29 protein-coding genes are annotated in these 26,067 nt (G+C 64.7%); 10 read left to right on the top strand and 19 right to left on the bottom strand.

Going from position 1 to position 26,067, the window contains the following annotated elements:
* Positions 1-16 precede the first annotated feature (16 nt).
* Positions 17-1,333, top strand: coding sequence for a phosphoglucosamine mutase (gene glmM, locus AV929_RS14415; RefSeq protein ID WP_064288588.1), 1,317 nt, complete (start codon positions 17-19; stop codon positions 1,331-1,333).
* A gap of 469 nt (positions 1,334-1,802) precedes the next feature.
* On the opposite strand, the gene AV929_RS14410 is transcribed toward glmM, so the two are convergent.
* The 7 genes from AV929_RS14410 to AV929_RS14380 form a co-directional block, all read right to left on the bottom strand.
* Complete coding sequence (locus tag AV929_RS14410) at positions 1,803-2,387, bottom strand: hypothetical protein (protein ID WP_008307296.1); 585 nt, start codon at positions 2,385-2,387, stop codon at positions 1,803-1,805.
* Between the two features lie 46 nt (positions 2,388-2,433).
* Positions 2,434-2,871: a DUF2391 family protein gene (locus AV929_RS14405; protein WP_014041609.1), complete on the bottom strand. Its 438-nt coding sequence runs from the start codon at positions 2,869-2,871 to the stop codon at positions 2,434-2,436.
* A 264-nt stretch (positions 2,872-3,135) separates the two neighbouring features.
* Positions 3,136-3,813 carry a uracil phosphoribosyltransferase gene (gene upp, locus AV929_RS14400; RefSeq protein ID WP_014041610.1) on the bottom strand — a complete coding sequence of 226 codons (678 nt, stop codon included), beginning with the start codon at positions 3,811-3,813 and terminating at the stop codon, positions 3,136-3,138.
* A gap of 40 nt (positions 3,814-3,853) precedes the next feature.
* On the bottom strand, positions 3,854-6,676 hold the full coding sequence (locus AV929_RS14395) for a TRAP transporter fused permease subunit (protein ID WP_064288587.1): 2,823 nt from the start codon (positions 6,674-6,676) through the stop codon (positions 3,854-3,856).
* Positions 6,673-7,161, bottom strand: a complete 489-nt coding sequence (locus tag AV929_RS14390) for a DUF1850 domain-containing protein (RefSeq protein WP_023843457.1) — start codon at positions 7,159-7,161, stop codon at positions 6,673-6,675. The genes AV929_RS14395 and AV929_RS14390 overlap by 4 nt, the downstream gene beginning before the upstream one ends.
* 58 nt (positions 7,162-7,219) lie before the next feature.
* A complete protein-coding gene (locus tag AV929_RS14385) occupies positions 7,220-8,260 on the bottom strand; it encodes a TAXI family TRAP transporter solute-binding subunit (protein ID WP_064288586.1) in 1,041 nt (346 codons plus the stop codon).
* A 199-nt stretch (positions 8,261-8,459) separates the two neighbouring features.
* Positions 8,460-9,152 carry a type 1 glutamine amidotransferase domain-containing protein gene (locus AV929_RS14380; protein WP_014041614.1) on the bottom strand — a complete coding sequence of 231 codons (693 nt, stop codon included), beginning with the start codon at positions 9,150-9,152 and terminating at the stop codon, positions 8,460-8,462.
* Positions 9,153-9,410: 258 nt separating this feature from the next.
* Between AV929_RS14380 and AV929_RS14375 the strand changes: the two genes are divergently transcribed.
* Positions 9,411-10,109 (top strand): DUF5828 family protein, encoded by a 699-nt coding sequence (locus AV929_RS14375; RefSeq protein WP_064288585.1) that lies wholly within the window; start codon positions 9,411-9,413, stop codon positions 10,107-10,109.
* A gap of 80 nt (positions 10,110-10,189) precedes the next feature.
* Here the strand turns inward: AV929_RS14375 and AV929_RS14370 are convergent, their stop codons facing one another.
* Positions 10,190-10,471, bottom strand: a complete 282-nt coding sequence (locus AV929_RS14370) for a hypothetical protein (RefSeq protein ID WP_014041616.1) — start codon at positions 10,469-10,471, stop codon at positions 10,190-10,192.
* 126 nt (positions 10,472-10,597) lie between these two features.
* Here AV929_RS14370 and AV929_RS14365 point away from each other — a divergent pair, with 126 nt between their 5' ends.
* On the top strand, positions 10,598-11,797 hold the full coding sequence (locus AV929_RS14365; RefSeq protein ID WP_050037228.1) for an inorganic phosphate transporter: 1,200 nt from the start codon (positions 10,598-10,600) through the stop codon (positions 11,795-11,797).
* Positions 11,798-11,802: 5 nt separating this feature from the next.
* On the opposite strand, the gene AV929_RS14360 is transcribed toward AV929_RS14365, so the two are convergent.
* Entirely contained in the window at positions 11,803-12,018 is a 216-nt protein-coding gene (locus AV929_RS14360) for a hypothetical protein (protein WP_050007752.1), read from the bottom strand.
* Between the two features lie 176 nt (positions 12,019-12,194).
* Here AV929_RS14360 and AV929_RS14355 point away from each other — a divergent pair, with 176 nt between their 5' ends.
* Positions 12,195-12,878, top strand: coding sequence for a hypothetical protein (locus AV929_RS14355; protein WP_064288925.1), 684 nt, complete (start codon positions 12,195-12,197; stop codon positions 12,876-12,878).
* A 55-nt stretch (positions 12,879-12,933) separates the two neighbouring features.
* On the opposite strand, the gene AV929_RS14350 is transcribed toward AV929_RS14355, so the two are convergent.
* From AV929_RS14350 to AV929_RS14340, 3 genes are all read right to left on the bottom strand, one after another.
* On the bottom strand, positions 12,934-14,799 hold the full coding sequence (locus AV929_RS14350) for a carbon starvation protein A (protein WP_064288584.1): 1,866 nt from the start codon (positions 14,797-14,799) through the stop codon (positions 12,934-12,936).
* 174 nt (positions 14,800-14,973) lie between these two features.
* On the bottom strand, positions 14,974-15,948 hold the full coding sequence (locus tag AV929_RS14345) for a TRC40/GET3/ArsA family transport-energizing ATPase (protein WP_064288583.1): 975 nt from the start codon (positions 15,946-15,948) through the stop codon (positions 14,974-14,976).
* Entirely contained in the window at positions 15,948-16,244 is a 297-nt protein-coding gene (locus tag AV929_RS14340) for a hypothetical protein (RefSeq protein WP_004959670.1), read from the bottom strand. The genes AV929_RS14345 and AV929_RS14340 overlap by 1 nt, the downstream gene beginning before the upstream one ends.
* A 145-nt stretch (positions 16,245-16,389) precedes the next feature.
* Between AV929_RS14340 and AV929_RS14335 the strand changes: the two genes are divergently transcribed.
* Entirely contained in the window at positions 16,390-17,676 is a 1,287-nt protein-coding gene (locus AV929_RS14335) for a GTP-binding protein (RefSeq protein ID WP_064288582.1), read from the top strand.
* Here the strand turns inward: AV929_RS14335 and AV929_RS14330 are convergent.
* The 3 genes from AV929_RS14330 to AV929_RS14320 form a co-directional block, all read right to left on the bottom strand.
* Positions 17,673-17,879, bottom strand: a complete 207-nt coding sequence (locus AV929_RS14330; protein WP_014041623.1) for a hypothetical protein — start codon at positions 17,877-17,879, stop codon at positions 17,673-17,675. The two genes, AV929_RS14335 and AV929_RS14330, sit on opposite strands and share 4 nt — an antisense overlap.
* 99 nt (positions 17,880-17,978) lie before the next feature.
* Positions 17,979-18,392, bottom strand: coding sequence for a polyketide cyclase (locus AV929_RS14325; protein WP_050007750.1), 414 nt, complete (start codon positions 18,390-18,392; stop codon positions 17,979-17,981).
* A gap of 30 nt (positions 18,393-18,422) precedes the next feature.
* The gene (locus AV929_RS14320) at positions 18,423-18,737 is read right to left on the bottom strand and encodes a hypothetical protein (protein WP_050007754.1); all 315 of its coding nucleotides are present in this window, start codon (positions 18,735-18,737) and stop codon (positions 18,423-18,425) included.
* 120 nt (positions 18,738-18,857) lie between these two features.
* Between AV929_RS14320 and AV929_RS14315 the strand changes: the two genes are divergently transcribed.
* A complete protein-coding gene (locus tag AV929_RS14315; RefSeq protein ID WP_050037233.1) occupies positions 18,858-19,070 on the top strand; it encodes a hypothetical protein in 213 nt (70 codons plus the stop codon).
* 28 nt (positions 19,071-19,098) lie between these two features.
* On the opposite strand, the gene AV929_RS14310 is transcribed toward AV929_RS14315, so the two are convergent.
* Together AV929_RS14310 and AV929_RS14305 are read right to left on the bottom strand one after the other, a co-directional pair.
* Positions 19,099-19,470, bottom strand: coding sequence for a cupin domain-containing protein (locus tag AV929_RS14310; RefSeq protein WP_050037234.1), 372 nt, complete (start codon positions 19,468-19,470; stop codon positions 19,099-19,101).
* Positions 19,471-19,520: 50 nt separating this feature from the next.
* Entirely contained in the window at positions 19,521-20,909 is a 1,389-nt protein-coding gene (locus AV929_RS14305; RefSeq protein WP_014041627.1) for a hemolysin family protein, read from the bottom strand.
* A gap of 98 nt (positions 20,910-21,007) precedes the next feature.
* Here AV929_RS14305 and AV929_RS14300 point away from each other — a divergent pair, with 98 nt between their 5' ends.
* The 3 genes from AV929_RS14300 to AV929_RS14290 are packed head-to-tail and all read left to right on the top strand — an operon-like array spanning position 21,008 to position 22,382.
* Positions 21,008-21,286 carry a glutathione S-transferase N-terminal domain-containing protein gene (locus AV929_RS14300; protein ID WP_014041628.1) on the top strand — a complete coding sequence of 93 codons (279 nt, stop codon included), beginning with the start codon at positions 21,008-21,010 and terminating at the stop codon, positions 21,284-21,286.
* A complete protein-coding gene (locus AV929_RS14295; protein WP_014041629.1) occupies positions 21,286-21,795 on the top strand; it encodes a redoxin domain-containing protein in 510 nt (169 codons plus the stop codon). Before AV929_RS14300 ends, AV929_RS14295 begins: the two co-directional genes overlap by 1 nt.
* Positions 21,796-21,797: 2 nt before the next feature.
* The gene (locus tag AV929_RS14290; protein ID WP_064288581.1) at positions 21,798-22,382 is read left to right on the top strand and encodes an L-threonylcarbamoyladenylate synthase; all 585 of its coding nucleotides are present in this window, start codon (positions 21,798-21,800) and stop codon (positions 22,380-22,382) included.
* A gap of 30 nt (positions 22,383-22,412) precedes the next feature.
* On the opposite strand, the gene AV929_RS14285 is transcribed toward AV929_RS14290, so the two are convergent.
* Both AV929_RS14285 and AV929_RS14280 read right to left on the bottom strand, forming a co-directional pair.
* A complete protein-coding gene (locus AV929_RS14285) occupies positions 22,413-23,075 on the bottom strand; it encodes a hypothetical protein (RefSeq protein ID WP_064288580.1) in 663 nt (220 codons plus the stop codon).
* A gap of 118 nt (positions 23,076-23,193) precedes the next feature.
* Positions 23,194-23,814 (bottom strand): hypothetical protein, encoded by a 621-nt coding sequence (locus AV929_RS14280; RefSeq protein WP_064288579.1) that lies wholly within the window; start codon positions 23,812-23,814, stop codon positions 23,194-23,196.
* A gap of 143 nt (positions 23,815-23,957) precedes the next feature.
* On the opposite strand from AV929_RS14280, the gene AV929_RS14275 reads away from it, so the two are divergent.
* Entirely contained in the window at positions 23,958-26,045 is a 2,088-nt protein-coding gene (locus AV929_RS14275) for a (Fe-S)-binding protein (RefSeq protein WP_064288578.1), read from the top strand.
* Positions 26,046-26,067: the final 22 nt, after the last annotated feature.

Here is a 26,067-nt window from a genome sequence, read left to right as displayed (position 1 = left end):
GCCCCAGAGAGCAGTAATGACACAGTTCGGAACGAGCGGGATTCGGGGTCCCGTCGGCGAGACAGTCACAGCCGAGGTGGCGCTTTCGGTGGGGCGGGCGCTTGGCATCGACTGCGAGCGGGTGGTCGTGGGCCGGGACCCGCGAGCGAGCGGCGAGTACCTGCAGGCGGCGCTGGTGGCCGGGCTCCGAGAGAGCGGCGTCGACGTGGTCGACCTCGGCGGTGCGGCGACGCCGACTATCGGACGGGCGGTGGCGTGGCAGGACGCCGACGCCGGGGTTGCAGTGACGGCGAGCCACAACCCGCCCCAGGACAACGGTATCAAGCTCTGGCAGCCCAGCGGGCAAGCCTTCGACGCGGACCTGCGGGAGACGATTGAACAGCGACTGGACGAGGATGCGTTCCAGCCAGCGGCGTGGGACGAGAGCGGCGACATCGAGTCCCGGGATGCCAGCCAGCGCCACGTCAAGGCGCTGGTCGCGGAAATCGGCGAACTGGACCTCGACAGCCACGTCGTCGTCGATCTGGGCAACGGCGCGGGCCGGGTCAGCGTCGACGCCCTCACCGAACTGGGCTGTTCCGTCGAGACGCTCAACGGTCAGCCCGACGGCGCGTTCCCGGGTCGGCCCTCGGAGCCGAAAGCCGAGAACTGCGAGTCACTGGCGACGCTAGTGGCCGAATCAGACGCCGACCTCGGGATCGCACACGACGGCGACGCCGACCGGATGCGGGCGGTTTCGGCCGACGGGACCTTCCTCTCGGGCGACGTGTTGCTGGCCGTGTTCGCCCGTACTGCGGCGTCACCGGGCGAGCGGGTCGCCGTCCCGGTTGATACGAGCCTCGCCGTCGAGGACCACCTCAGCGATATCGACGTGGCCGTCGAGTACACCCCGGTCGGGGACGTGTATGTCGCCGAGGCCGCGAGCGAGGACGGGGTCGCTTTCGGCGGCGAGCCGAGCGGCGCGTGGATCTGGCCCGAGCGAACGCTGTGTCCGGACGGGCCGCTGGCGGCCTGTACCGCCGCAACGCTGGACAGCGAGCGCCCGCTGGGCGACCGCGCCGCCGATGTGCCGGAGTACCCCATCCGCCGGGACAGCGTCGAAACCGCTCAGAAGGAAACGGTGATGGACCGCGTTCGAGAGACGGTGACTGACGCCTACGACGACGTGACGACGCTCGACGGGGTCCGGGTCGACCTCGGCGACGCGTGGTTCCTCCTGCGGGCCAGCGGGACCCAGCCGCTCGTTCGGATCACCGCCGAAGCCCGTGACGCGGACCGTGCTGACGCGGTGTTCGAGGAGGCACGGACACGCCTGACAGATGCATTAGCATAGCCCCTGAAACGCCTGTGCAGTAAAACAGCGGTTGGTAGCGAGTGCAGCCGGCGAGGAAAACGTCCCCGCAACCGTCAGGTCACAGGGCGGCAGTTCCTGACCGGTTCTATCCGCGACGTGTGGACCGGGCCTCACGGACGTCTGCCCCGTCGCGAATCTTGTCCTCGCACTGCGGACAGACCCTGGGCTTTTCGACCCCGTTCGGCGTGAACACACGCGCGTAGTCAGCCGTTACAAAATTACCGCAGTTCTGGCATTCCGGCATACAACCCTGTATGTGGGTCATACCCTCTTAATTGTTGTTGGTCTGGTAAGAGTTGGCATACGGGGTGTTGGCGTCGCTGCCGGGTGAAAACACCGTTTCATTCGAGAGGGAGGGACGCCATCGGGGTGTTCGATGGGCGAAGTAGTGTCGGCCGGCTGCCACAATTTCATCGAAGGAGCGGCGGATTCAGGAGCGCGTGTCCGGTTACTCCTCGAAGGAACTGGTAATGGTTCCGTCCTCGGACAGTTCGATGACACCGTCGAAGAGTTCCCGGAACGCCGCGACCGTCTCCTCGTCGTGGACCTCGTCGGCGAGGTGGAACATCCCGACAGCGTCGTACTCCGCAAGCAGGTCGAGGATGTCTTCGACGGCCGAGAGCGCGCCGTCCTCGTCGGCGTAGTAGATGAGTTCCGTCAGGGAGTCGAACGTTACGCGGAGTTTCCCGTCGTGTTCCTGCAAGAACGTCTCGGTCTCCGAGACGATGCCGGACAGGTCGTCCGGGGCAGAAACGTACCGAACCCCCTCGGAGCGGCGACGGGTATAGCCGCGTTCGACCGACAGCGTGTCGAGGATGGTCGCCTTCGACTCGTCAACCTCGTAGTACTCCAGTTTCTGCTTGACCTCTCGGGCGGTGGTCCGGGTCGAGATGACGAGCATCGAATCCGTGTCGGTTGCGAGGAAATCCGTGTCGAGTCGGTCCGTCTCGCCGGTACTCGGATGCAGGAGCAGTACCCCTGTGCCACCCGGAACGGTTTCCGGTGCGTTGTCGATAGCCAGCGTATACTCCATATGCACATCAAGGAGAGTGGCACCCAATTAAGTGTGCGGGTCGCGGTCAGAACACGCTGTCCGCCGTCGCAGCCCCGACGACGCTGAAAATCGCACCGACGATGATCGCCTTCAGGGTCGTCAGAGTGACGGCCATCGGCGTCGGGTCCGCCAGAATCCCGCCGTCGACGAGAAACGTGTCCGGGGCGGTCAAAGCTGTCGCGAGGATGGCGACCGAACCGAACGCTACAATCATCAGCGAGACGAACCGGACTGGAATACCGGCCACCTCCGCCTCGGTGTCGATGTCTCGGCCGGCGTCGGCCTTGTACAGCGCCCCGTAGCCGATAGCGAACACGATACCGACGACGACTACCGCGTGATACCAGGACATATTCTCGGCCAGCACCCACACCTCCTCAGTCACGACGAACGGCCCCGCGAGCAGGAACCCCCCGACGAGCTGCTGGGCAGTGTCCGCAACGCGGTATCGTCGTCGAACCATACGGGGTTGCCGTGCCGTCAGTACGAAAGCCTCCCGGTCCAGTACCGTCCGACAGGAGCCACGCCCGGTCACCGCGGGGCGGTTCACGGCCGTCACTCTCGTTTCAACTGGACCAAAATTACGCTGCCGTCTGTCGGTTTCCATGTGAAGGAAGGGGGTACAGCAGCTGGGTACAGACGGAAAATCGCGACATCATCGGCTGATTCGGGCCACAGATAAAAACGTTTCGTCCCTCAACCGATAGGTCGAGCGGGCCGCGACCGCTTACGTCGTCCGGAAAGCCCGGTCACCGGCGTCGCCGAGTCCCGGAACGATGAACCCGTCCTCGTCGAGTTCGTCGTCGATAGCGACGCTGATGATGTCTGCGTCCGACTGGGACTCCGAGACGCGGACGATACCCTCCGGCGCGGAAACCGCAGCCAGAACGAGCAGGTTCTCCGGTTCGGTCTTCTCTGAGGTGATGTAGTCGAGCACCGTCGTCATCGTCGACCCGGTCGCAAGCATCGGGTCCGCGATGATGACGGTGTCATCCTCGGTGATTTCGGGCAGTTTGACGTAGTCGACCGAGATGGGGAACTCGCCGTCGTCGTTCATCCCGGCTTCCTCGTCGCGGCTGGCAGAAATGACGCCCTGCCTGGCGCGGGGGAACGCCTTGAGCAGTCCCTCGACGAACGGCGTCGCCGCACGAAGGACGTTGACGATGACCACGTCATCGAGTCCCTTGACGCGTTCGCCCATCATCGTAGTCAGCGGCGTCTGGACCTCCGTGTACTCGGTCTCCATCCGACCGTCGATGATCTCGTAGCCACAGATGCGGCCGAGACGGACCAGTCCCTTCCGGAACGCGACCTGTTCGGTCTCGACGTTTCGTATCCGTGTCAGTTCATCTCGCGCCAGCGCGTGCGTGACGACGGAGGCGTCGCCGCGCTGTTCGATTGGCATATCGTGCCCGTTGACCCCCGATGGGTTAAACGGTTCTCACTCACGCCGGCTCAGCCGTGCCGGACCGTACCGCAGGGTCACCGCCGCGCTGGCGGTTCTTCGCCATGAGGAAGAGGAACAGGGCGAGGCCGACGCCGCGGAGTACAACGTCGAGCAGGACCGTCATCTCGCCGCCGGCGATGCCGACGAGTCCGAGGAGGTCGTACACCCCGGACACAGCGAGCGCAGGAGCCATCAACAGGAGCGAACTGAACGCGAACGCTGCCCGCTCGCCACGGGAGACCGGCGCGTACGCGAACCCGATGACTGTCGCGGCCAGTGCGACGACGCCGAGGAAGACGCCGATCACGGGGATGAGAATCTCGGGGATCGCGTAGCCGACATCGAGGAGGTCCGCGGTCCCGACGACCCGGTATTTGTCCCCGATGTCGAGGGTGGCAGCGTCAGGGTTGCGCCGCAACAGGATGATGCCCGGCGTGACGATGAACGCGAACGGGACGATGGCCTTGTTGAGCGACAGCGAGAACGCCTCGATACCGGTCTCGAAGGCATCGGACTTCGCGACGCCCGAGGCAGCGTAGGCGGCCACCGCGACCGGCGGCGTGATGTCGGCGATGACGCCGAAGTAGAGGATAAACAGATGCGCCGCGAGCAGCGGAACGCCGAACTCGGTCAGCGCCGGCGCGAGCAGAGAGACGAGGATGATGTAGGTCACCGTCGTCGGCATCCCCATCCCGAGGATAATCGACGAGAACGCGGTGACGAGCAACAGCAAGACGAGCGACCCGCCGGCGACAGCCGTGATGAGCGAGACGAGGTTCGGACCGAGGCCGGAGACGCTGATGACACCCGGGATGATGCCGGCAGCGGCGACGGCGATAACGACTGGAACGGCGGTTCTGGCCCCGCTCTCCATAGATTTCCCGAGGAAAACACCGAGCTTGTACAGTCCGTTCGAAGCCAACTCTGGACGGCCGATAGCATCGGACGTCGTTTCGGCGGCATCGTCGACGGCATTGTCGAACGACAGCAGCGGCGAGTCGAGTCTGGGCCGGGTAATCAGCGTCAGGACGCCGGCGAGGATGATCAACGTGCCGACATTGCCGAGCGCCGCGGAAAACGCGGCACCAAGCGGTTGTGGGCCGGGCAGTGCAAGCGCCCCTTCCGCTGCCAGGTCTGCCGCGACGAGGCCATCGATGCGGTTGAACAGCGGCGGGAATGCCGTAGTGGCCTGTACGAACCGATTGAACAGGTATCCGAAAATGCCTTGCCCAGTGAAGTACTGCGTGAGCGTCGTCAGCCCGAAGAGGGACGCAAGTGTAATGCCGAGTCGGGCCCGCGTCTCATCGCTGTAGGCCGCCACAAGTGCGATGAGGGCTCCGATTGCGATGAGCGTAAACCACGCCGAGCGGGCGACAGACAGCCGCTCGATGATGAGGTAGTACAGCAAAAGAACGAGCGGGACGAGGTAGAACCATCCGCTCCGGAGGTGGCTACGGATGTTCACCAGTTCCGAAGAGTCGAGGCCACCGATGTCCTCCTTGACCGCCTCGAAGTGGACCATCACCCAGACCCCGAAGAAGAAGACGATGGCGGGAATCGTCGCGACGACGATGACGTCGGCGAACGGCGTCGCCGTGTACTGGACGATGAGGAACGCGGCGGCCCCCATCACCGGAGGGAGAATCTGGCCGCCCGAGGAGGCAGAGGCCTCCACGCCGCCGGAGAACTCCGGCGAGTAGCCCGACCGCTTCATCAGCGGAATCGTGAACGCACCGGTCGTCACCGTGTTCGCAATCGAAGACCCGGAGATGGTTCCCATAAATCCGCTGGCGAGAATGGATGCCTTCGCCGGGCCGCCCTTTCGTGTCCCCGTTGCGCCGTACGCGAGGTCGATGAACCACTTCCCCGCGCCGGACATCTCGAGGAACGCGCCAAAGAGGATGAAGATGTAGATGAACTGCACAGAGACGGTGACCGGAATCCCGAACACCCCGTTTTCCGTGTTGTACCAGAGGTTCTGGATGATAGACGGCCAGGACAGTTCCGGGATGGAGAGCACGCCGACGTAGGCGGCGTCCTGTGGAATGAGGACGCCAAAGCGGGCGTAGACTATGAACGCCGCGACGATGACCATCAGCCAGAGGCTGATGGCCCGGCGGGTCGCTTCGAGGACGAGCAGGACGCCGACCGCGCCGAGCACGAACGCGTAGGAGGTATCGGCGAGCGGCCCGAGAAGCCCCGCCATCGGCTCTAGGAAGGTGAACACTTCCTGAATCGGTCGGCCGCGTTCAAGTCCCAGCGCACGCATCCGCTGAATCTCGTCGAAGTCAGTAACGAAGTACGCGGCCGACAGCACCGACAGCGCGATGAAGACGAAATCAGAGGGCGTCACGCGGTCCATTTCGGCGTCCAGAAACGCCCAGGCGAGCGCATCGCCGATAGCGTGGACGACACGAGATACCGGATGCTCCGCGCCGAGTTTCTCGTCGACCAGCGACCCGAGCGCGATACAGCGCCGGGAGAGCGGACCGTCGCCGGTGCTGCCGGGATAGAGCAGGAACGTCAGAATGAGGCCGAAGGAGACGTGGACGGCGTTTATCTGGAGCAGTTGCAGCGACGCGAACACGACCTCGGTGGCTTGGTCCGGGTCGCCGACAACACCCGGAAGCGAGAGCGAGAGGACGAACCCTTTCGCCGCGAGCCACATCTGAAACACCGAAAAGGAGATACCGATGAGCGCGACGAGGACGAGCGCCCAGCCCCTGAGCGAGCGTTTTCGCTCAATCTCCTGCAGTACTTCGTCGACTTCCTCGTCCGATACGGCCTCCCCGCCGTCGTCAGGTCGTGTGTCGTCAGTCATGTGTTGAGCTGGTCTTTCGCAGCACCGAACGCCGAACGCTGAGTCACGTAGAGATGGACCGAGCGGCCGTTGGTGCGGGCTACCAAATCGTAGGTTTCGGCTCCGACGTGAAGTTTATGCCCTGCAACATCACCGGGAGAGACTGTCACACGCGTGTAGTTGCCCGGTGGGTCGAAGACGTACACCCCGTCTTCGCGGGTGACGTTGGCCCCGCTCGGGAGCCCCCAGCCGAACGATTCGAACTCCATGCGGGTCATTTCGAGATGGTCGCCACGGACCGTGTACTCGTCGTAGACACGCGTTTTTTCGACGCTATGCATGTATTCCAGCGCGACAGTCGTTCCGTCCTCGACTGGGACCGTAAGATACTGTTCGCCGGTCTCGGCGTCCGCAACGACCAGTGCACGGCCGCCGGGTAGCGCCGCTACAGTCCCGATGAGGAGGAGGGAAACGAGCACCGCGGTGGCGACGTATCGTCGTCTCATTCCGGTTGCTGGGTAGTAGAAGACGGGTAGTGAACGATACGGATGGCGTCAGTCGGCGTTACGCGTCGAAGTAGGTCGCCGCACCGGGGTGGAGTTCGATGGACATCCCGTCCTGTGCGGAGTCCTTGCTGATGAAGTCCGTCTTGATCGAGAGGTCGTCGACGTTGTCGAAGATAGCCGCGGTGACGGATTCAACCGTCGATTCGGGCTGTTCGGCGTTCGTCGCAATCATCGCCTGCACAGCGATTGTTTCGACAGCCTCGTCGACGCCGGTGTAGGTGCCGGCAGGGATAGTGTCGTTAGCGAACCACGAGGCGTCTTCCTTGGCCGCGTCGCGGTTGTCGCCGGAGATCGGGACAATGACGAGGTCGTTTGTGTTCGCGAGGTCCTCGATAGCGCCGACCGGCCAGCCACCGACGACGAACGCGGCGTCGATGTCGCCGTTCCGGAGCTGGTCGGCGGCCTGGGAGAACGAGGCGTTCTGCTCGGTGAAGTCAGAGATGCCGACAGACTCCAGAATCTGGAGCGCGTTGACCTGGGTCCCGCTCCCGAGGTCGCCGGTGTTGATGGTCGCGCCTTCGAGGTCGGAGAGCTGCGTGATGCCCGTGTCCGCGAGGGTGACGACTGTGATCGTTTCGGGGTACAGGGTCGCAACGCCGCGGAGGTTCTCGATGGCGTTGTCCTGGAACGCATCGATGCCAGTGCCGTTCTTTGCGAACGAGGCGATATCGTTCTGGATGAGCGCGAAGTCGGCGTCGCCGTTGGCGAGGCTGCCGACGTTTTCGACGCTTGCACCGGTCGACTGGACGTTCAGCGTGAAGTCCGTGTTGTCCTCGACGACCGTCTTGAACTCGTTCGAGAGCGGGAAGTAGGTCCCACCGGTCCCACCGGCGTGCCACGAGAGGCGTGTCTCCGTGTCACCGCCGTCGCCTTCGGTCATGTCGTCGCCCTCAGTCGTCCCACCGTCGCCGTCAGTCATCTCGCCATCGCCTTCGGTCGACCCGCCGTCGCCACCGTCGCCGCCACAACCGGCGAGTGCTGCGACACCTGCAACGCCTGCTGTCTTGAGGAACCGCCTGCGCGTGGAGTTGTTAGTCATACGTATGTCTACGTTGCACGGGGCCTTCAAGAAGGTTAGCTAGTACACAGTCGTTATTTGACTATATCGTGCGATACCGTATGACAACGTATTCTCGGGGACGACGACCGGACGGGATAACTCGACCGGGCGAGATGTCCTTTGTTCGGAGAAATTCGGATTCTTTGACGTGTGTCAGTAGCTGACGTTCCGGACCCCGTTACGCGGACGTCTCGATACCGAGTTCGTCGAGGAGCGTCCGGGCGGCCGCAGCCGACGACGGCGGGCCACGAGCCGTGATGAGGTCGCCGTCGACCGTGACGCTGGTGTCGGCGTCGAGTTCGGCGTCCCAGTCAGCGCCGACAGCCTTCACTTCGTCTTCGACCCAGTACGGGAGCTTCCGGCCGTCGGGGAGCAGGTCGTTCTCGTCGACGATGCCTTCCTCCCAGGCGTTCGGGAAGCCGGTGACCGAGCGGCCGTCGGCGAGGAACTCGCCGTCAGCGTTTCTGGTGAACGCCAGAATCCCGACCGTGTGACAGACGACGAGCGCCTTGCCGTCGTCGCCGGCGACGCTCTCGCGCAGCAGTTCGCGGGCGTGGACGTCCTGCGTGATATCCCACTCCGCGCCGTGGCCGCCGGGGAACACGACGGTGTCGTAGTCCTCGGCGTCAGCCTGGGCCAGCGGAATCGGGTTGTTCAGGCGCTCATCGGTCTCGTGGACCTCCCGAACGTGCTCTGAGAGGTCCTCGCCGACTTCTTCCGGGTCGACGGAGCGCTCGTCAAGCACTGGCGGCTCGCCGGTCGGTGTCGCCACCGTGATATCCAGACCGGCGTCCGAGAGTGTTGTCAGCGGCTCGATACATTCTTCGCCCCAGTACCCGTGTTCGCTTACGACGAATAGTGCGGATGACATCAAACTACCATTCGCGTGCAATCCTTATAAGCAGCCGTTCGGTGTTGAGCGAAGCGGGCCGAGCGGGCGGGTCGCTATGCAGTGGCAGCACGCCGTCTGCGTGCCGATGTCGAGGGCTGGGGAGGAGTAGGGCGGGTAAGTATCATGTCTACCGCCATGGCGGAAACGTTTAACCCTACTGAGCAGCAATCCGCTGTGTACAGATGGACAGCCCACTGCAGCAGGTCCCGCGGCTGTCATAGACCGATCTATTATACCATGGCAGACATCGAAGAGAGCGTTTCAGGATTCAAGACGAAGGGCGGCTGGGTCGACATCGTCGAGCACGGCGAGCGCATCACGCAGGCGCTGAAAGACATCGCTTCGGACGAGGATGTCGACAACGACGCCCTCAGTGAGTTCGACGAGTGGCGACCGAAAAGCCACGAGCGACTGGACGAGGACGTCAACGAGAAAACCGCCGACCAGGCGAGCGTCAACGAAGGCAAAGGAGAGCAAGCGGGGAAAGGCCCCGATGAGGACCTCCAGACCGCCGGGGAAAAGCTCAGCGAGTCCTACGAAAACCTCGACGAACCGGACGAGGCGATGGAGCGATGGAGCGAGTCCGTCGACTACGTGGCCCGCGCGGCCGACTCCGCCAGCCGGAAGGCCCTGCGGAAGGTCGAGGACACCGTCTACCGCAACGTGATGACACAGATCGCGCCCTACTACTTCGACAACGACCTCATCAGCGCGAACCTCCGCCGCGTCGGCGACGGCGACCGCCCCGAGTACGTCTTCGAGGTCAACGTCAACGACGACGACCTGAAGATGCGCGTCTCCAACAAGCTCGCCGACTTCGAGCAGGCCGTCGACCGCTGGCACGTCGACACCGAGAAGGTCACCGAAGCTGTGGAGGCTGCCGAAGGTGTGGATGCGACAGAGCCGGGCGAGGAGACCGATGCGAAGACGAACTGAGCTCGCCGCCGGGCGAGCGGCACCGGTTTTGGGTCCGAGAGGCGAAAACGAACGAAGCGCAAGCGTGGCCACACAGACGGTCAGATAGCGTCGTCGGGGTCGTGTTTCTCGGCCATCCGCGTCGCTTCGGCCGCGTACTGCGCCCGAAGGTCCTCGTCCTCGACGGAGCCGAGGTTGTCCGGGTCGGCGTCGACGGCGGCCGTCGTCTCCCGCACATCTGAAAACGAGGTCAAAGCGCGCTCCTTGCGGAAGTACTGTTCGCCGTCGGGCGTCGCGTACGTGAGGATGATGAGGTTCTGTTCGTCGTCGGAGTAGGTTCGTTCGACCAGCCAGACGCGAACAGTCTCTTCAGTGGCGGACATACGGGACCGAACCACGCGCTGGCACCTGAACGTTTGCCCGTGACGACCGCGTCGGTGTCGGCAGTCGGCCTCGCGAAGGCGCGCGAACGGTAGGCTCATTGCAGGCCGGGGCAAACGCCGTGACAGATGGTCGCGACGAGTACGATTGCGACGCTTGTTGTCGCGTCAGCCGCGAGTCTGTTCATGGCCTGGGCTATCGGTGCCGGGTCGTCCGGGTCCACTCCGTTCGCGCCGGCCGTCGGAGCGAACGCGATTTCGGTGATGCGGGCCGGGTTTTTCGTCGGCATCCTCGGGCTGGCCGGCGCGGTCCTGCAGGGGGCCAACGTCACGGAGGCTGTCGGGAGCGAACTCGTTCTGTTCCCGAGCGGCGGCGGCCTCTCGGCTATCGCCGCCATCGTCGCCCTCATCACCGCGGCGGTGCTGGTCGCCATCGGGATTTTCACTGGGTACCCCATCGCGACGGCGTTCACCGTCACCGGTGCGGTGGTCGGCGTCGGACTGGCGATGGGCGGCCAGCCGGCGACGGCCAAGTACCTCGAAATCGTCTCGCTGTGGGTCCTGACGCCCTTCGTCGGCGGCGGCATCGCCTTCGGGACGGCGTGGTCGCTCCGACACGAGGCCACGACCGAGGAACGGCTCGTACCGCTGCTGGGCGGGCTGGTCGGTGTGATTCTGGCGAACATCGAGTTCGTGCTCCTCGCGCCGGGCAGCGGGCAGGCGTCGGTCGCCCGCGCCGTCGCACGAGCGGCTGGGACGCCAATATTTCCGTCGATGGTCGTCGTATCGCTCCTTGCCGGGGTGCTTGCCGGGGGACTGCTGTACCTGGACATCAGAGCGGACGCAGCCGCCGGGCAGCGGCACTTCTTGCTGGTGATGGGTGGGCTGGTGGCCTTCTCCGCCGGCGGGAGCCAGGTCGGCCTGGCGCTGGGGCCGCTGGTCCCCCTGCTCGGCGAGGGGCCGACGGCGGCCATTCCCATCACCGGGGTCCTGCTGTTCGGCGGACTCGGCCTCCTCATCGGGTCCTGGACGGGCGCGCCGCGGATGATCAAAGCGCTGGCACAGGACTACTCCTCGCTCGGCCCGCGACGCTCCATCGGCGCGTTGATTCCGAGTTTCATCATCGCGCAGGCGGCCGTCTTCTTCGGCATTCCAGTGTCGTTCAACGAGATCATCGTCTCCGCCATCGTCGGCTCCGGCGCGGCCGCCGGCGGCGGCGAAGTCAGTCGTGAGAAGATGGGCAAGACAGTGCTGGCCTGGATCGGGTCGCTCGCGCTGGCGTTCGGGCTGAGCTACGGCCTCTTCTGGATTATCGACGCACTCCTCTGACCCGGTCAGCGACCCCAGACGTAGCGACTCACGGCCTCGTTCACCCTGGTCGAGAGCCGGCCCATCCAGGCCTCGGGCGAGACGCGCTCGATGTCCCGCTGGTCGACTTCGATGCGGTCGTCGCCGAAGGGGTCGTGGGGCTGTTCGTCCGCAGTTTCGTCGACAGCGTCGACGACGACGGTCATCGAGCAGCGGCCGCAGGCCTCGGTGTCTTTCGCCATGATTGTTAGTGATTATTTCGGAAGCCAGCGTAAAAAACCTGCCGCGGCGGTCGTGTACGGCCCGTGAACGACCGTCGACTGACCGACGCGCTTAAGACTCCGACACGGTATCGGCATGGTATGAGCTACCGCGGCATGGGACCGGTGCGAACTGAATGCCCACGCGACTCGATACGATGAGCGAAGACTCCGAGTCCGGGTCAGTCAAAGGGCCCCCGAATTACGGTGCGGACGACTGGGAGGACCCCGTCACTGGGGCGGTCCCGAAATCGGAGCTGCCCGACGAAATCATCGAGGAGGTCCCACACTGGACGGACGACCCGTACTTCGACCGGGTGAGCGACCGCCTGATGTACAACTACACGCTGGAGCGGGACCACCGGCTCCGCGGCGAGCGCTGGGACCTCTACGGCGAGATGCGGATCCTCAATCAGAAACAGTTCTTCCACCCGGCGCTGTCCTACGGCGACCACGAATCAGAGGAGTTCCTCTACGCCCGCCGCGTCGACCGGCCGACGGTCGGCGAACTGAAGCGGCTGGTCGAACTCGGCCACGACCTGGCCGACAAACGGGTCACGCCGAACGAGGAGCACTACCGCACCGACTTCACGTTCGTCCTCGTCGCCGACGAACTGCCCGAGGAAGTCCGGTCGTTCGTCGATGGCCAGCGCGAGCGCACGCTGTTGAAATACGGCTACTACGGCCACTACGAGGTCAACCTTGGCGTCGTCGTTCCGGACGAGCAGGAAGCCGTCGCCGGCGAGGCCGCCGATGTGGTCGAGGCGTTCGTCCTCTGGGAGGACGTGACCCAGCCCGAGGAAGGAGTTCTCTCGCGGCTCGCCAAGCGGTTCTGGAAATGACGCTCGGGTAGCAGTCGCTGTCAGCGCCGAAAAAACGGAGAAGAGATCGGTTGCGTCAGTCGTCGCTCGGTTCGACGGCACCGCCGCCGTAGCTCTCGCGGACGGTGCTGATGTTGTCGTACCCCTTCTTGACCAGCGCCAGAGCGAGGCCGATGAGGGTCAGTGCCAGAAGCGTCTGGATAATCGTTGCGAACAGTTGCACACCGCTCGCACCGCCCACGATAATCGTCTGGTAGATGTTCTGGTAGAACGCGAGCCAGCCGAGGCCGAGCACGGTTATCGCCACCATGACGGCCATCGGTACGCCCGTGGAGTACAGCTGTTTGCTCTTGTCCCAGTTAGCCAGCCAGACCGTCGCGGTCAGCAGTGCGAGCGCGGCCAGCAGCTGGTTCGCACCGCCGAACAGCGCCCACAGGACGACCCACTGGCCGGAGATGACCATCACGTACGCGAGGCCACACTGGATGATCGGGTTCGTGTACCGACCGCGGCCGAGTTCGCCCAGCGTCGAACGGATGCCACCGCCCACGTCGAGGCCAGTCGATGTCTGGCCGGCCGGCAGACCGACGATCTCTTCCATCATGTAGCGGCCGAGCCGGACAGCCGTGTCAGTAGACGTAAGCAGGAAGCTCACGAGAACGAGCGCCATGAACGGCGCGCCGAAGGACTGTGGGAGGCCGAGGCTCGTCAGGATGATGCCACCACCCGTCGCGAAGTTCGGCAGCGCCGCGCCAATACCGCCCGCAGGGTCGGGGAAGCCGGCGACCGCGAGCGTCGACAGCGCGACGGCCGCGAGCAGCCCCTCACCGAGCATCCCGCCGTAGCCGATCAGGCGGGCGTCGGTCTCCTTATCGAGTTGCTTCGCCGTCGTCCCGGAGGAGACCAGCGAGTGGAAGCCGCTGATGGTTCCACAGGCGATGGTAATGAAAAGCAGCGGGAACAGCGGGTACAGACCCGCACCCTCGACGCCCCAGAAGCCGTTGAAGGCACCCAGCGAGCTGTCGATGACCAGCGGCTGGCTCGACGAGCCGAGGATGGTCCCGACGATAATGGCGAGCAGCGCGCCGCCGACACCGGTGTACAGCAGGAACGAGGAGAGGTAGTCACGCGGCTGGAGCAACACCCACACCGGGAGCGCGCTGGCGACGGCGGCGTAGGCCATGATGACCGGTATCCACGCCGCAGTGTTGCCGCCCAGTGCGCTCGCGCCAGGCACCCAGGAACCGCTCCCGCCGAGCAACACGATGACGGACATCTCCGCGGTCCGTTCGGCCGTCGGCTCGAACAGGGCAATCGGGAACTGAATCCCAGCGAAGACGCCGGCGAAAACGCCTGCGACGAACAGGACTGTTCCGGGGATGAACGGCCCGTTGAGCTGGTAGAGGTACACGCCGAACGCCAGCGCGAGGGCAATGTAGACTAGCGACGCCGTCACCACCTCGGGGTAGGCGTTGAACACGATCCCGACCACCAGCGCGAACACTGCAACGACGAGGATAATCGTCAGGAACGCGAACCACAGCAGCATGTTCTTCCCGCCCTCGCCGACGTACTCACCGACGATGTAGCCGATGGACTTCCCCTCGTGTCGGAGCGAGCCCGACAGCGAGACGAAGTCGTGGACGCTACCCATCAGTGGGTTGCCGATAGCGATCCACAGTAGTGCGGGAACCCACCCCCAGATGGCCCCCGCAGTAATCGGTCCGACAATCGGTGCCCCACCTGCGATACTGGAGTAGTGGTGACCCAGCAACACCGGTTTCTTCGACGGGACGTATTCCTGCCCGTCTTCGTACTTGTGTGCCGGTGTCTCGTTGTCGTTGTCGAGTTCGAGGAACCGCGCGAGGTACTTCGAATACCCCAGGTACCCCACGCTGAACGTCACCAGTACTGCCAGGACGATCCAGATTACCTGTGTCATGTATGTGCATGAATGGTAACCAACATCAAGCTATTAATAGTTATTATATTTTTCTTATATATCTCAAATCCGTCAGAACCCGCTCGGTCACACGGCTTCGACTATCAACGAAAAATCTAATATCTGATTACTTATCGGTTATGCGCGGCCCGCACATGAGCGGCGGCCGGTAGCTCAGACGAACGTCGGTGCCTCGGCGTCCGTCTCGACGTCGAATTCGGCGGCGACATCGTCGAGCAGGTCGCCTTTCACCTCCGCCGTGCGGGTCGTGATTTCCGCGACCAGCGGCGGGTCGAGCGTCTCTCGGACCTCCTGCAGTCGCTCGCTTTCAGTCGCGACCCGGTCCCGGAGATACCGGGCCCCGCGGCCGTCTTCGTGGGGCTCCGGTTCGGGCGTGAGTTTGTTCGCGACGAGGCCGCGAACCGAGAGGTCGCGCTCTCGCATCTCGACGATTGCGCGCCGCGTCTCGTTAACCGAGAGCTGGTCGGGGTTGAGCACGAGGAAGAAGGCGGCGTCGGCCTGAAGCGCGCCACCGGCGAACTCGAAGAACTCCTTGCGGTCCTGCAGGCGGGCAAGCACCGGGTCGCCGTCCATCACGCGCCGGGGCTCGTTGCTGCCGATTGCGGCCTTCTCGAAGAGGTCGATGCTCTTCTCGCGTTTGTGCATCAGCCGGTCGATCCACCCCTCGAGGAACTCCGGCAGGCCGAGCAGTCGGAGCGTGCTGCCGGTCGGCGACGTGTCGAAGACGACCCGGTCGTACGGGTCGGCGTTGCGCATCACGTCGACGAAGCGGTCGAACAGCGCCGACTCGTAGGCCCCCGGCGTCTGGTGGGCCATCTCTAGCTGCTGGTTGATTTCGTTGACCATCGCTGCCGACACCTGCTCGGAGAGGTCGTTACGGATGCCGTCGAGGTGGCGCTGGGTTTCGGTTTCGGGATCGATCTCCATCGCGTCGAGGCCGTCGATGCCCTCGACGGACTCGGGGTCGTCGCTGAAGGGCTGGTCGAACACGTCGGTCACCGAGTGGGCCGGGTCCGTCGAGACGACGAGCGTGTCGAGGCCCGACCGTGCGGATTTGACGCCGTAGGCACAGGAGACGGTGGTCTTGCCGACCCCGCCCTTGCCGCCGAAGAAGACGAACGGTTCCATCAGAAGTGGTACTGCTGGCCCTTGCGTTCGATGTAGGACCCCCGGTCCCACAGCCGTCGCTCCCAGGCCTCGAAGGTGTCTTCGAGGTACGGCAGCAGTTCGGCGGTGTAGTACGACACCGGCGACGGGATGCCGAAGGCGTCGGGGAAACAGGCCAGCATGAACGCGTCCTCGATGTCCTCGGCCTCCTTCTCGATTTTCTCGTAGGCCGGGTGCGTTATCATGCCGTGGTACAGGCCGCGGGCCCACTCCCGCAGCGTCCGGCGAAAGCGCTCGATTCGGTCGGCCAGTTCCATCGTGGGTCGTGTGTGCGAGAGGCACAGAGTAAAAGCTGTCGCAGTTACCCGTCACCACCGCCCATGCGCCGTAGCGGGACGACGGTCGTGTTCAGCTACCGGAAACGAGGCGCGATTTGAAGGGAGCCGGCCGACAACGGGAGGTATGCGCGACACCATTCCCGTCACGATTCTCTCCGGAAGCCTCGGGGCCGGGAAGACGACACTGCTGAACCACCTGCTGACCGAGGCCGGCGACCGCGACATCGCCGTCCTCGTCAACGACATGGGAACCGTCAACGTCGACGCCGAACTCATCGCGGAGGGGTCGGAACTGGACGTCGACGACGGCGTCGCGGAGCTTTCGAACGGCTGTATCTGCTGTGAACTGCAGGACGATCTCGAAACGGCAATCGTCCGGCTGGCGAACAATCGGGACTTCGACGCGCTGGTCGTCGAGTCCTCTGGCATCTCCGAGCCGGCCCCCGTCGCGCGGCTGTTCACTACCGAATCGCGCGTGGCCGCGCTGTACCGCGTCGACACGCTCGTGACCGTGCTGGATACCCGACTGTTCCTCGACGCATTCGCCGGCGAGACGCCGGCGCGTCGCGGTACTGTGGAAGCGAACGCCGACGGAGATGGCGACGGCGCAGCGGCCGACGACGCCGACCGCCCCCTCTCTGATCTCATGGTCGAACAGGTCGAACTGTCGAACGTCGTCCTCCTGAACAAGGCCGACCTCTGCTCCGACGCGGAACTCGACGAGGCCGAAGAATTGGTGCGGGCGCTCCAGCCAGACGCCGAGACTATCCGAACGACCTTCTCACAGGTCGACCCCGACCGGCTGTTCGACCGCGGGCTGTTCGACCAGCACGAAATCAACGACCTGCCGGGCTGGAAGCGGGCGCTGGCCGAAGCCGGGCATAGCCACGGCGAAGACAGCCACAGCCACGAAGCCGATACCCACGAGGGCGACAGCGGCCACGGACACGACAGCCACCACCATCCCGAGGAGGTGTACGGCGTCACTTCCTTCACCTACCGCCGCCGCCGGCCGTTCCACCCCGACCGCCTCGCCGACGCGTTGCGGGACCTCCCGTCGGGTGTCGCCCGCTCGAAGGGGACCGTCTGGCTGGCGGGCACCGAGCGCCGCGTCGTCATCGGCCAGGCCGGCCCTTCGATACGGGCCGAGGCACAGGGACCCTGGATTGCGAGCCTCCCCGAAGTCGAGCGGGAGATGTACCGCTCGAACCGGCCGGAACTCGACTGGCACGACGAACACGGCGACCGCCGGACGGAGCTGGTGTTCATCGGGACGGACTACGACGAGGACGCCCTTCGGACGGCGCTCGACGACGCGCTGGTGACGGACGAGGAATGGACGGACAGCGAGTCGCTCACGGGTCCGTTCCCGTCAGAACAGGGGGATGAGACGGTTATCCGGAGCCCTTAGCAGGCGCAGTCACGACCGGCCGCACGCTCGAAGCGCATCTCCTCGCCACAGTCCGGACAGACCGGTTCGCCCTCCAGTTCGACGTCTCTGATGCGAACGCTGCAGTCGTCACACCAGTACGCCCCCTTGGACCCGTCGTCGGGGCGGGACTTCGCGTCCGACTCTGACGTGAGTGCCTCCTTGACGCTGTCGAGGATGCTCATGATCGTATATTGAAATTACGGCTACTAAACGTACCGTGGTTGTGTGCAGTCGTCTCACGACCAGCGACAATCGTGACGTTCAGTGCTTTTGCAGCCGATTCACGCCCCGGGCACGTCCGCCGCCAGGTCTTCGATGGCCCGCTCCAGCTCGTTGCCGCGCTTCCAGGCGGCGATGCGGTCGGCGAAGGGCAGCGGCAGGTTCAGCGAGACGGTCGACCGCATCGTGAGGCGGGACCCGTTTTCCTCCGGTGTAACGATGACTTGGGTCTCCAGATGGTCGAACGGGCCGACCTCGCCCTCGGCAGTGTACCGGAGGCCGTCCTCCCGGGACTCGAAGCGTAGCGGCACCGACATCCCCGGCCCGGCCGCGGTGACGAGCGTGCCCGTGTCTGTCTCTTCGACGGCCGTTACGGTAAACGTCCCCTCCGCCGCGACGACCGCCTCCGGCGAGAGCGTGCGGTGGACAGCCGGCGGCCGCGCCATCACGAACCGAGAGCGTTCGACCTCGCGCATACCAGTCCACAGACACACCGGGGTAGTAAATCACAGGGCCAGCGGGGCGGAGACGCCGACCAGCAAGACAGCGAAGCCGAGACCGATGTAGATGAGCCGCTGAAATCGGAGTTCCGGGGCTATCTGTACCGAGGGCGGCGGCGCAGTCCAGACAAGCCGGTGATACGCGACGGCGGCGACAGCGACGGTCCCGGCTGTGGCAACGGTCAGGCCGGCCCACACTGGCAGCCCGTACGCGAGGCCATACAGCGGGCCGACGGAGAACAGCAGCATCACCGCCGTCATGGTGCAGACGAGAAACGGGACCGGGTCGACCGGGTCCCCATGACGGTTTTGAACGTTCATACGCCCGTCTTGGGCGCCGAGCGTGTTTAGTTGCGCGACTCGGCCGCCGCCGGCTAGAGCGTGTCGAACTCGCCGGGCACTGCCAAAGAGCTAAGGGGCGTCCCGTCCGTGTTCGTGGGCATGAGCGACGCGAACGGGTTCGAGGAGGGGGCGAGCGGGTCGCAGGGTGACCCGCGGGTACTCATCGCGATGAACGTCGTGCTCTCGACGGTGTTTGCGGCCACTATTGTCTGGGGGCTGAGCGTCATCGGCGCGGCGGAACTCACGGCTATCAACGTCGCGACCGGCGCGATACTGCTGTTCGCACTGACCTACGCTATTACGCTCCAGTAGCCCTCGCAGAGCGACCGCGACGCTCGGCTTACTCGGGGTCGTAGGGATGTACGTCGTCCACCGCGGGCGCGCCGACGACGATCGTCCGCACCGGTTCGGCCGCCGATTCGGGGTTGTGCGCTCGCTGGGGGCTGTCCGGTTCGACGACGAACACCTCGTCTTCGCTGACCTCGTAGGTCTGCTCCGGCGTCTCGACGGCGAGCGTGCCCGAGAGGACGTAGAACAGCTCTTCCTGGTCGTCGTGGTAGTGGTACGCGAGCGGGATGTCCTCGCCGGGGGCGACCTCGTAGACGTTCACGGCCGCGTTTTCGAGGCCGGCCGCGTCACTGATGGAGCGCTGGACACTGGGTCGGTCCGGTGTCGGCTCGATATCGTCGACTGCGAGGTGGTGATAACCCATGTCATCCCTGTCAACAGCGACCGACGTAAAACGACTGCTCCCGCAAGTGCTCAGTCCGTGACCTCTTCGGCGTCGACCGACTCGGTTTCGTCGGTTTCGAGGCGGACAACGCGAGCTTTCATGATACGCGTGTTTTCGACCTGTTCGACGCGGATCTCGACGCCGTCGTAGGTGATGGTCTCACCCTCTTCGACCAGTCGGCCAGCCCGGTTGAAGATGAAGCCGGCGATGGTCTCGAACTCCTCGCCTTCGGGCAGGTCCAGGTCCAGCGCCTCGTTGACCTCCTCGATGTTGACCTCGCCTTTGACCGTGACTGTGTCGTCGTCGACGTACTCGATGGGTTCCTCCTCCTCGCCTTCGAGTATCTCGCCGACAATCTCCTCGGTCAGGTCCTCCATCGTCACCAGCCCCTCAGTGGTCCCGAACTCGTCGATGACGATGACCATGTGCAGGCGTTCGGCCCGCATCTCGGTCAGCAGGTCGTCGACGTTCTTCGACTCGGGGACGTGCAGGGTCGGCTCGATGAGGTCTTCGAGGTCCATGTTGCGGGCCACCGCCTCGCCGTAGTTGAGGTCCCGAACGAGGTCCCGGATGTGGATGACGCCGATGACGTTGTCCAGGCTCCCCTCGTAGACGGGGATGCGGGCGTGGCCGCTCTGGATGCACGTCTCCAGGGCTTCCTCGGCAGAAGCCTCCTTGGCGACCGCAGTCATGTCCAGCCGCGGCGTCATCACTTCCTTGGCGATGGTGTCGTTGAACCGCAGCGTGCGCTGGAGCATCTCGCGTTCGTCCTCGTCGAGGACGCCCTCGCGCTCGCCCGTCTCGATGATGTCCTGTATCTCCTCGCGGGTGACGTAGGAGGTCTCGATGGCGGAGCGGCCCCCGGTGATTTTGTTGACGACGCGCGTGAGGTAGTCGAACAGCAGGATAAGCGGGAGCAGCACCTTCTCGGCAGCCTTGAGCGGTTTGGAGATGCGCAGCGCCCACGATTCGGTGTTCTCCACCGCGTAGCTCTTTGGCGCGCTCTCGCCGAACAGCAAAACGACGGCGGTAACGCCAAACGTCGCGATGGCGACAGCCAGCCCCTGACTATCGACGTACATCGCAAGGAGTCCAGTAGCGATGGAAGACATCGCGATATTGACGAGGTTGTTGCCGACGAGAATCGTTACCAGCAGGCGGTGGGGGTCTGATTTGAGTTGTTTGAGCGTCTTCGCACCCGGGACAGCGTCCTCGACGAGCGCTTCCGTCCGGTGTGCAGGCAGCGAGAACATCGCAATTTCTGAGGACGAGAAGAACGCCGAGAGGACGACCAGTGCGACGAGCGTGACAATACCAGCGACGAGCACCGCGTCTTTTGGTATTGGGACGCCGACGATTTCGACGCCCTGCAACATCGCTGTAGACAGCTCAAACGGCGCAGGTGGATCCAGGGCCATCAACGGTCGAAGTTGTAATGGGTGCGGATTAAGGCTTGTCATGAAGGGGTTGTCAGCGAAGCCCTTACCCGGCTTTCACGCGTATCACTCCACAGAGTATGAGCGAGTCCGATATCACGCTGTACCGGTTGCAGGCGTGTCCGTTCTGTGAGCGCGTCGTCCGGAAGCTGGACGCCTACGACCTCGACTACCAGTCGCGGTTCGTCGAGCCGATGCACGCCGACCGTGACGTGGTCAAGCGACTGTCCGGCAAGCGGACCGTCCCGGCCATCGTCGACGAGAACACCGGCGTCACGATGTCCGAGAGCGCGAACATCGTCGCGTATCTGGAGCGGACCTACGGCGAGGGTGAGGAGACCGCAGGGGGTGTGGCCTGATGGACCTCGACTTCGATGTCGTCGACCTCGACCCGGTTGACCATCCCGACGAGGGCGACACCGCGCCGGATTTCACACGCCCGCTCGTCAACGACGAGTTCTGGGAGGACGAGTCGCTCTCGTCGCTGTGTGCCGACAGCGACCGGGTCGTCCTCGTGTTCCACGCGATGGACGGCGCGTTCCCGGCGACGTACATCTGGAACGAGATACGCGACCGTGCGTGGCACGAGCAGGCCACCGTCGTCGGCGTCTCCATCTCGACGCCCTACGAGCACAAGCAGCTGCTCGAAGAGCGGGAAATCGAGGGGGACTACCGGCTGTTCTCGGACCCGGCCAACGGCGTCGCACAGCAGTACGGCATCGACATGGACCTCGACGGGATGGCCGGAATCGAGGAACCGCGCCCGTCGGTGTTCGTCCTCGATAGCGACCGGACCGTCGAGTACGCGTGGGTCGCCGAGGAGTGGCCCGACTTCCCCGACTACGACGACGTCGAAGCCCAGCTCTAACGATGGCGACAGTCGACGACGCCGCGGCAGCGGTCCGCGACGGAGAGCTGGTCGTCTATCCCACGGAGACGGTGTACGGCCTCGGCGCGGACGCGCTCAATGCTAATGCCGTCGAGCGTGTGTTCGAGGCGAAAGGTCGCGAGCGCGACAAGCCGGTGTCGATGGCCGTCCCCGATGTCGAGTCCGCCCGCGAGTACACGCACCCAAGCGACCGCGAACTGGCGTTCATGCGCGAGTTCCTCCCCGGCCCGGTCACCGTCGTCGTCGAGCGCCGCGACGCAGTGCCGGACGTGCTGGTCGCCGGCCGGGACCGCGTCGGGGTTCGGGTCCCCGACCACGACCTCGCGCTCGAACTGCTCGCCGAGACCGGGCCGCTAACCGCCACCAGCGCCAACATCTCCGGCAACCCAAGCGCCCGCTCCGTCGACGACCTCGACGCCATCCGGGAGCGCGCCGCCGTCGTGCTCGACGCCGGCGAAACCGACGGCGGGACCGGCTCGACGGTGGTGAACGTCGACACCGGAACGATACACCGCCGCGGCGCACACGCTGACGCCGTCAAGTCGTGGCTCGAAGCCCAAGGCTGACACTCACCGCTGTCCGGGCGATTATCTGCCCTATCGTAGCATCGACCGTAGCGACCGCGTCTTCACCCCGCAGTCGTCGCTGAACTCACAGGGCTCGCACTTCGCGTCGTTGTGTACCCGTCCGGGCGGGCCGTCGATGCTGTCGGCAGTCCGAACCGCCCGACGGTAGACGCCGGCCCGCCGTGCGTTCACCTCGATGCGCCGGATGACGCCGTATGCCGGATACTCGCCGTAGGCGATGTCGATGTCACGCTCGCGCTCCCAAGAGAGCGCCTTCGCGGCGGCGACCAACCGCACGGTCTGGGGCTCCCAGACACCGTCCTCGGGCGGCCGACCGGCGAAGACGAGCGACGGGACCGGACCGTCCCGCCCGGCGACGACCTTGTGTGCGATACCGCGGGCGTCCTTCCCTTCGAGATACGCGTCGGTCGCCGCCGGGGCGACCAGCGCGTCCCAGTCGGCCAGGCGCTCTCGAAGCCCTCTGAGCCGGTCGCGGTACTCGTCCGGACCCACTTCGATGGGGGCTGCCAGCAGGGCGGCGTCGTCGGTCAGCAGCCGCTCGTAATCACGGGCGAGCCGGCGAACCGACTCAATCTCGTCGGGGATTTCGCTCGCCCCGTCGCGGCGGCGGTAGTAGAGCTTCCGGGGGCAGTAGGCGGCCGTTTCTAGCTCTCGGAACGTGTGGGTCGGCATGGCTCTGCGTGGTCGTGTTCCACTACAAGAATGTTCGGCGGGACGGAACGGTCGTGTTTCGGACAGCCAGAAAACCCTGCCATCTCAGCCGACAGCTAGTGTAAAAGAATGCCCAGAGTTACATCGACACGTCAGCGCCGGAATCCAGCGAGTCGATGTCCTCAGTGGCTTCGTCGAGACCGTCTTCGCGGAGGCCGGCAGCGTGCTGTGTCGACAGCCCGGCGTCGGTGAGCACGTCCTCGAACTCGCTCTGGAACCGGTGGGAGACCCGGCGCGCGGCGTCCTGTGCGGCGACGACGCGACGGTAGTGGGCGGCCCAGGACTCGTCGATGTCGAACTCGGCCGCGAGTTCGGTGACAGCGGGGTCGGCGTCGGCGACGCGGCGGCGGAACTCGGCCAGGTCGAACGGTGCCTCTGTGTCCTCGTCGCGGAGGAGATGCAGGTCCAGCCGCGCCTCGACCACGTCAGGCTCGTCCACGACGATTTCGGCCGCGATAGCCGCGTCGTCGCTCCCCTCGTAGAACAGTCGGACCACTGTTATCAGGGATTCGTCGGCGAGGTCGGTTCGGAACTCGTACCGCTCGCGCATCCGCGCGATGACATCACCGAGTCGGTCCGCGACACCGGCCTCGTCAGTATCGGCCAGGGACCCTCTCGACGCCTCCTGAGACTCCGTCACAGCCTCCTCGTCGGAGACATCCATAAAGATGTCACGGAGTTCTTCGGTCTTCTCGTCCATCGAACATGAAACTACTTCTCGGGAGTCATATATCTGTCGGATGGGCAACGTAATGCGAGGAAACTTTCAACAGGTCCCTAATTCCCGCAAGACTGCGACGGGGCGTGGCAAGATTTAAGCGGACACAAATCGCGTGTTACCGTATGTCATCTATACTCCAGACGACCACGCGCCCGACGTTCTGGCGTATCGGCGACGTGGGGAAAGCGCTGTTCTACTATCTGGCAGCGCTCGCCATCATCGTCTTTCTGTACGGTGTGTACGACCGCGTCACCCGCTATGCCCAGGGCAGCGATGACCCCTTCGACCGCCTGGACGAGTTGCCCCAGCGAACGGTCGCGGCGGCGCAGTTGGCGCTGTCGAACCGGAAGCAGTTGGACCGCGACACCGTCGCCGGCGTGATGCACGCGTTCATCGTCTGGGGCTTTCTGACGCTGCTCATCGGGACGACGATTCTGGGTATCGACATGGACCTCTATCGGCCGCTGACCGGTGAATCCTTCTTCGTCGGCCAGTTCTACCTCTCCTATTCGTTCGTCATGGACGCGATGGGGCTGCTGTTCGTCGTCGGCGTTGGTGTCGCGCTGTGGCGGCGCTACGGTCGCAAGCTCGACCGCCTCCACGACCGCCACACCTCCCGCGAGGACGACCTGTTTCTGGGCGCGCTGTTCGTGCTGGGCGTCGGCGGCTACCTCACCGAGGGCATCCGTATTCTCGGCACCTCGACGGTGCGTGACGTCTCCTTCGAGACGGTGAGCTTCGTCGGCTGGTCGGTCAAAGAAGTGCTCGTCATGGCCGGGATGACACCGGAAATGGCAGCGGGTGCGTACCCGTTCGTCTGGTGGAGCCACTCGCTGGTCGCGCTGTGGTTCGTCGCCTGGATTCCGTACGCGAAGCCGTTCCACATGCTCTCGTCGTTTGCCAACCTCGTCGCCCGCGACGAGAAAGCCGGCGTGCGACTACCCGGCGTCCCGGCCGACGCTGACCCCGACGACATCGGTCCCAGCGACATCGACGACTTCTCCTGGAAGCAACTGCTCGACCACGACGCCTGTACCAAGTGCGGCCGGTGCTCGTCGGTCTGTCCGGCAAAAGCGTCCGGGCGGCCGCTGGACCCGCGGAACGTCATCCTCGACCTGAAACGCTACCGCGAGGAGCGCGACGCCGGCGGCGAGGACGTGCCTATCATCGCCGACGGCGGCACCTCGGTCATCGACGCCCACACGATGGAGTCCTGCATGTCCTGTATGGCCTGCATGGACGCCTGTCCGGTCGACATCGAACACGTCACGCAGTTCACTGAGATGAACCGCCGGCTCACCGAGGCCGGCGAGATGGATGAACACGTCCAGGACGCGATGATGAACGTGTTCCAGCACGGCAACACCTTCGGCGACCCCGAGCGCGCCCGGCCGGACTGGACCGAGGACCTCGACTTCGAGGTGCCGGACGCCCGCGACGAACCGGTGGAGTACCTCTGGTACGTCGGCGACTACCCGAGCTACGACGAGCGCAACCAGAAGATTGCGCAGGCGCTCGCCACCGTCTTCGAGGCCGCCGACGTGGACTACGGCATCCTCTACGAGGCCGAACAGACCGACGGCAACGACGTGCGCCGCGTCGGCGAGGAAGGGCTCTACGAGATGCTCGTCGAGGACAACGCCGAGGCAATACTGGACTGTGAGTTCCAGTCCATCGTCACGACGGACCCCCACGCCTACAACACGTTCATGAACGAGTACCCCGAGTTCGAGGCCTGTGAGTGGGGCGAAGACGACGTGTTCCACTACACGCAGGTCGTCGCCGACCTCGCAGATGCGGGCGCGCTCGGCCTCTCCGGGACCGAACTGGACTACACTGTCACCTACCACGACCCCTGCCACCTCGGGCGGTACAACGGCGAGTTCGAAGCGCCGCGGGACCTCATCCACGCGACCGGAGCCGACCTCCACGAGATGCCCCGCAACAGGGACGACTCCTTCTGCTGTGGCGGTGGCGGCGGCGGCCTCTGGATGGACCTCGAAGAGGAGAGCAAACCCAGCGAGGAACGCCTGCGCGAGGCCCTCGAAGACACCGAGGCGGGCGCGGCCGTCGAGAAGTTCGTCGTTGCCTGCCCGATGTGCATGACGATGTACGAGGACGGGCGCAAAACCGGCGGCTACGAGGAGGACCTTGAAATCGTCGGGGTCACGGAGCTACTCGCTGAAGCGGTCGGGGAAGCGGGAGTCTGATCGCTCAGATGTGAGTTTTCAA

The sequence above is a fragment of the Haloarcula sp. K1 genome (assembly GCF_001647155.1).
Taxonomy (GTDB): Archaea; Halobacteriota; Halobacteria; order Halobacteriales; family Haloarculaceae; genus Haloarcula; species Haloarcula hispanica.
The sequence above is the reverse complement of the archived record's forward strand: the minus strand, read 5'-3'. Positions and strand labels throughout refer to the sequence as shown.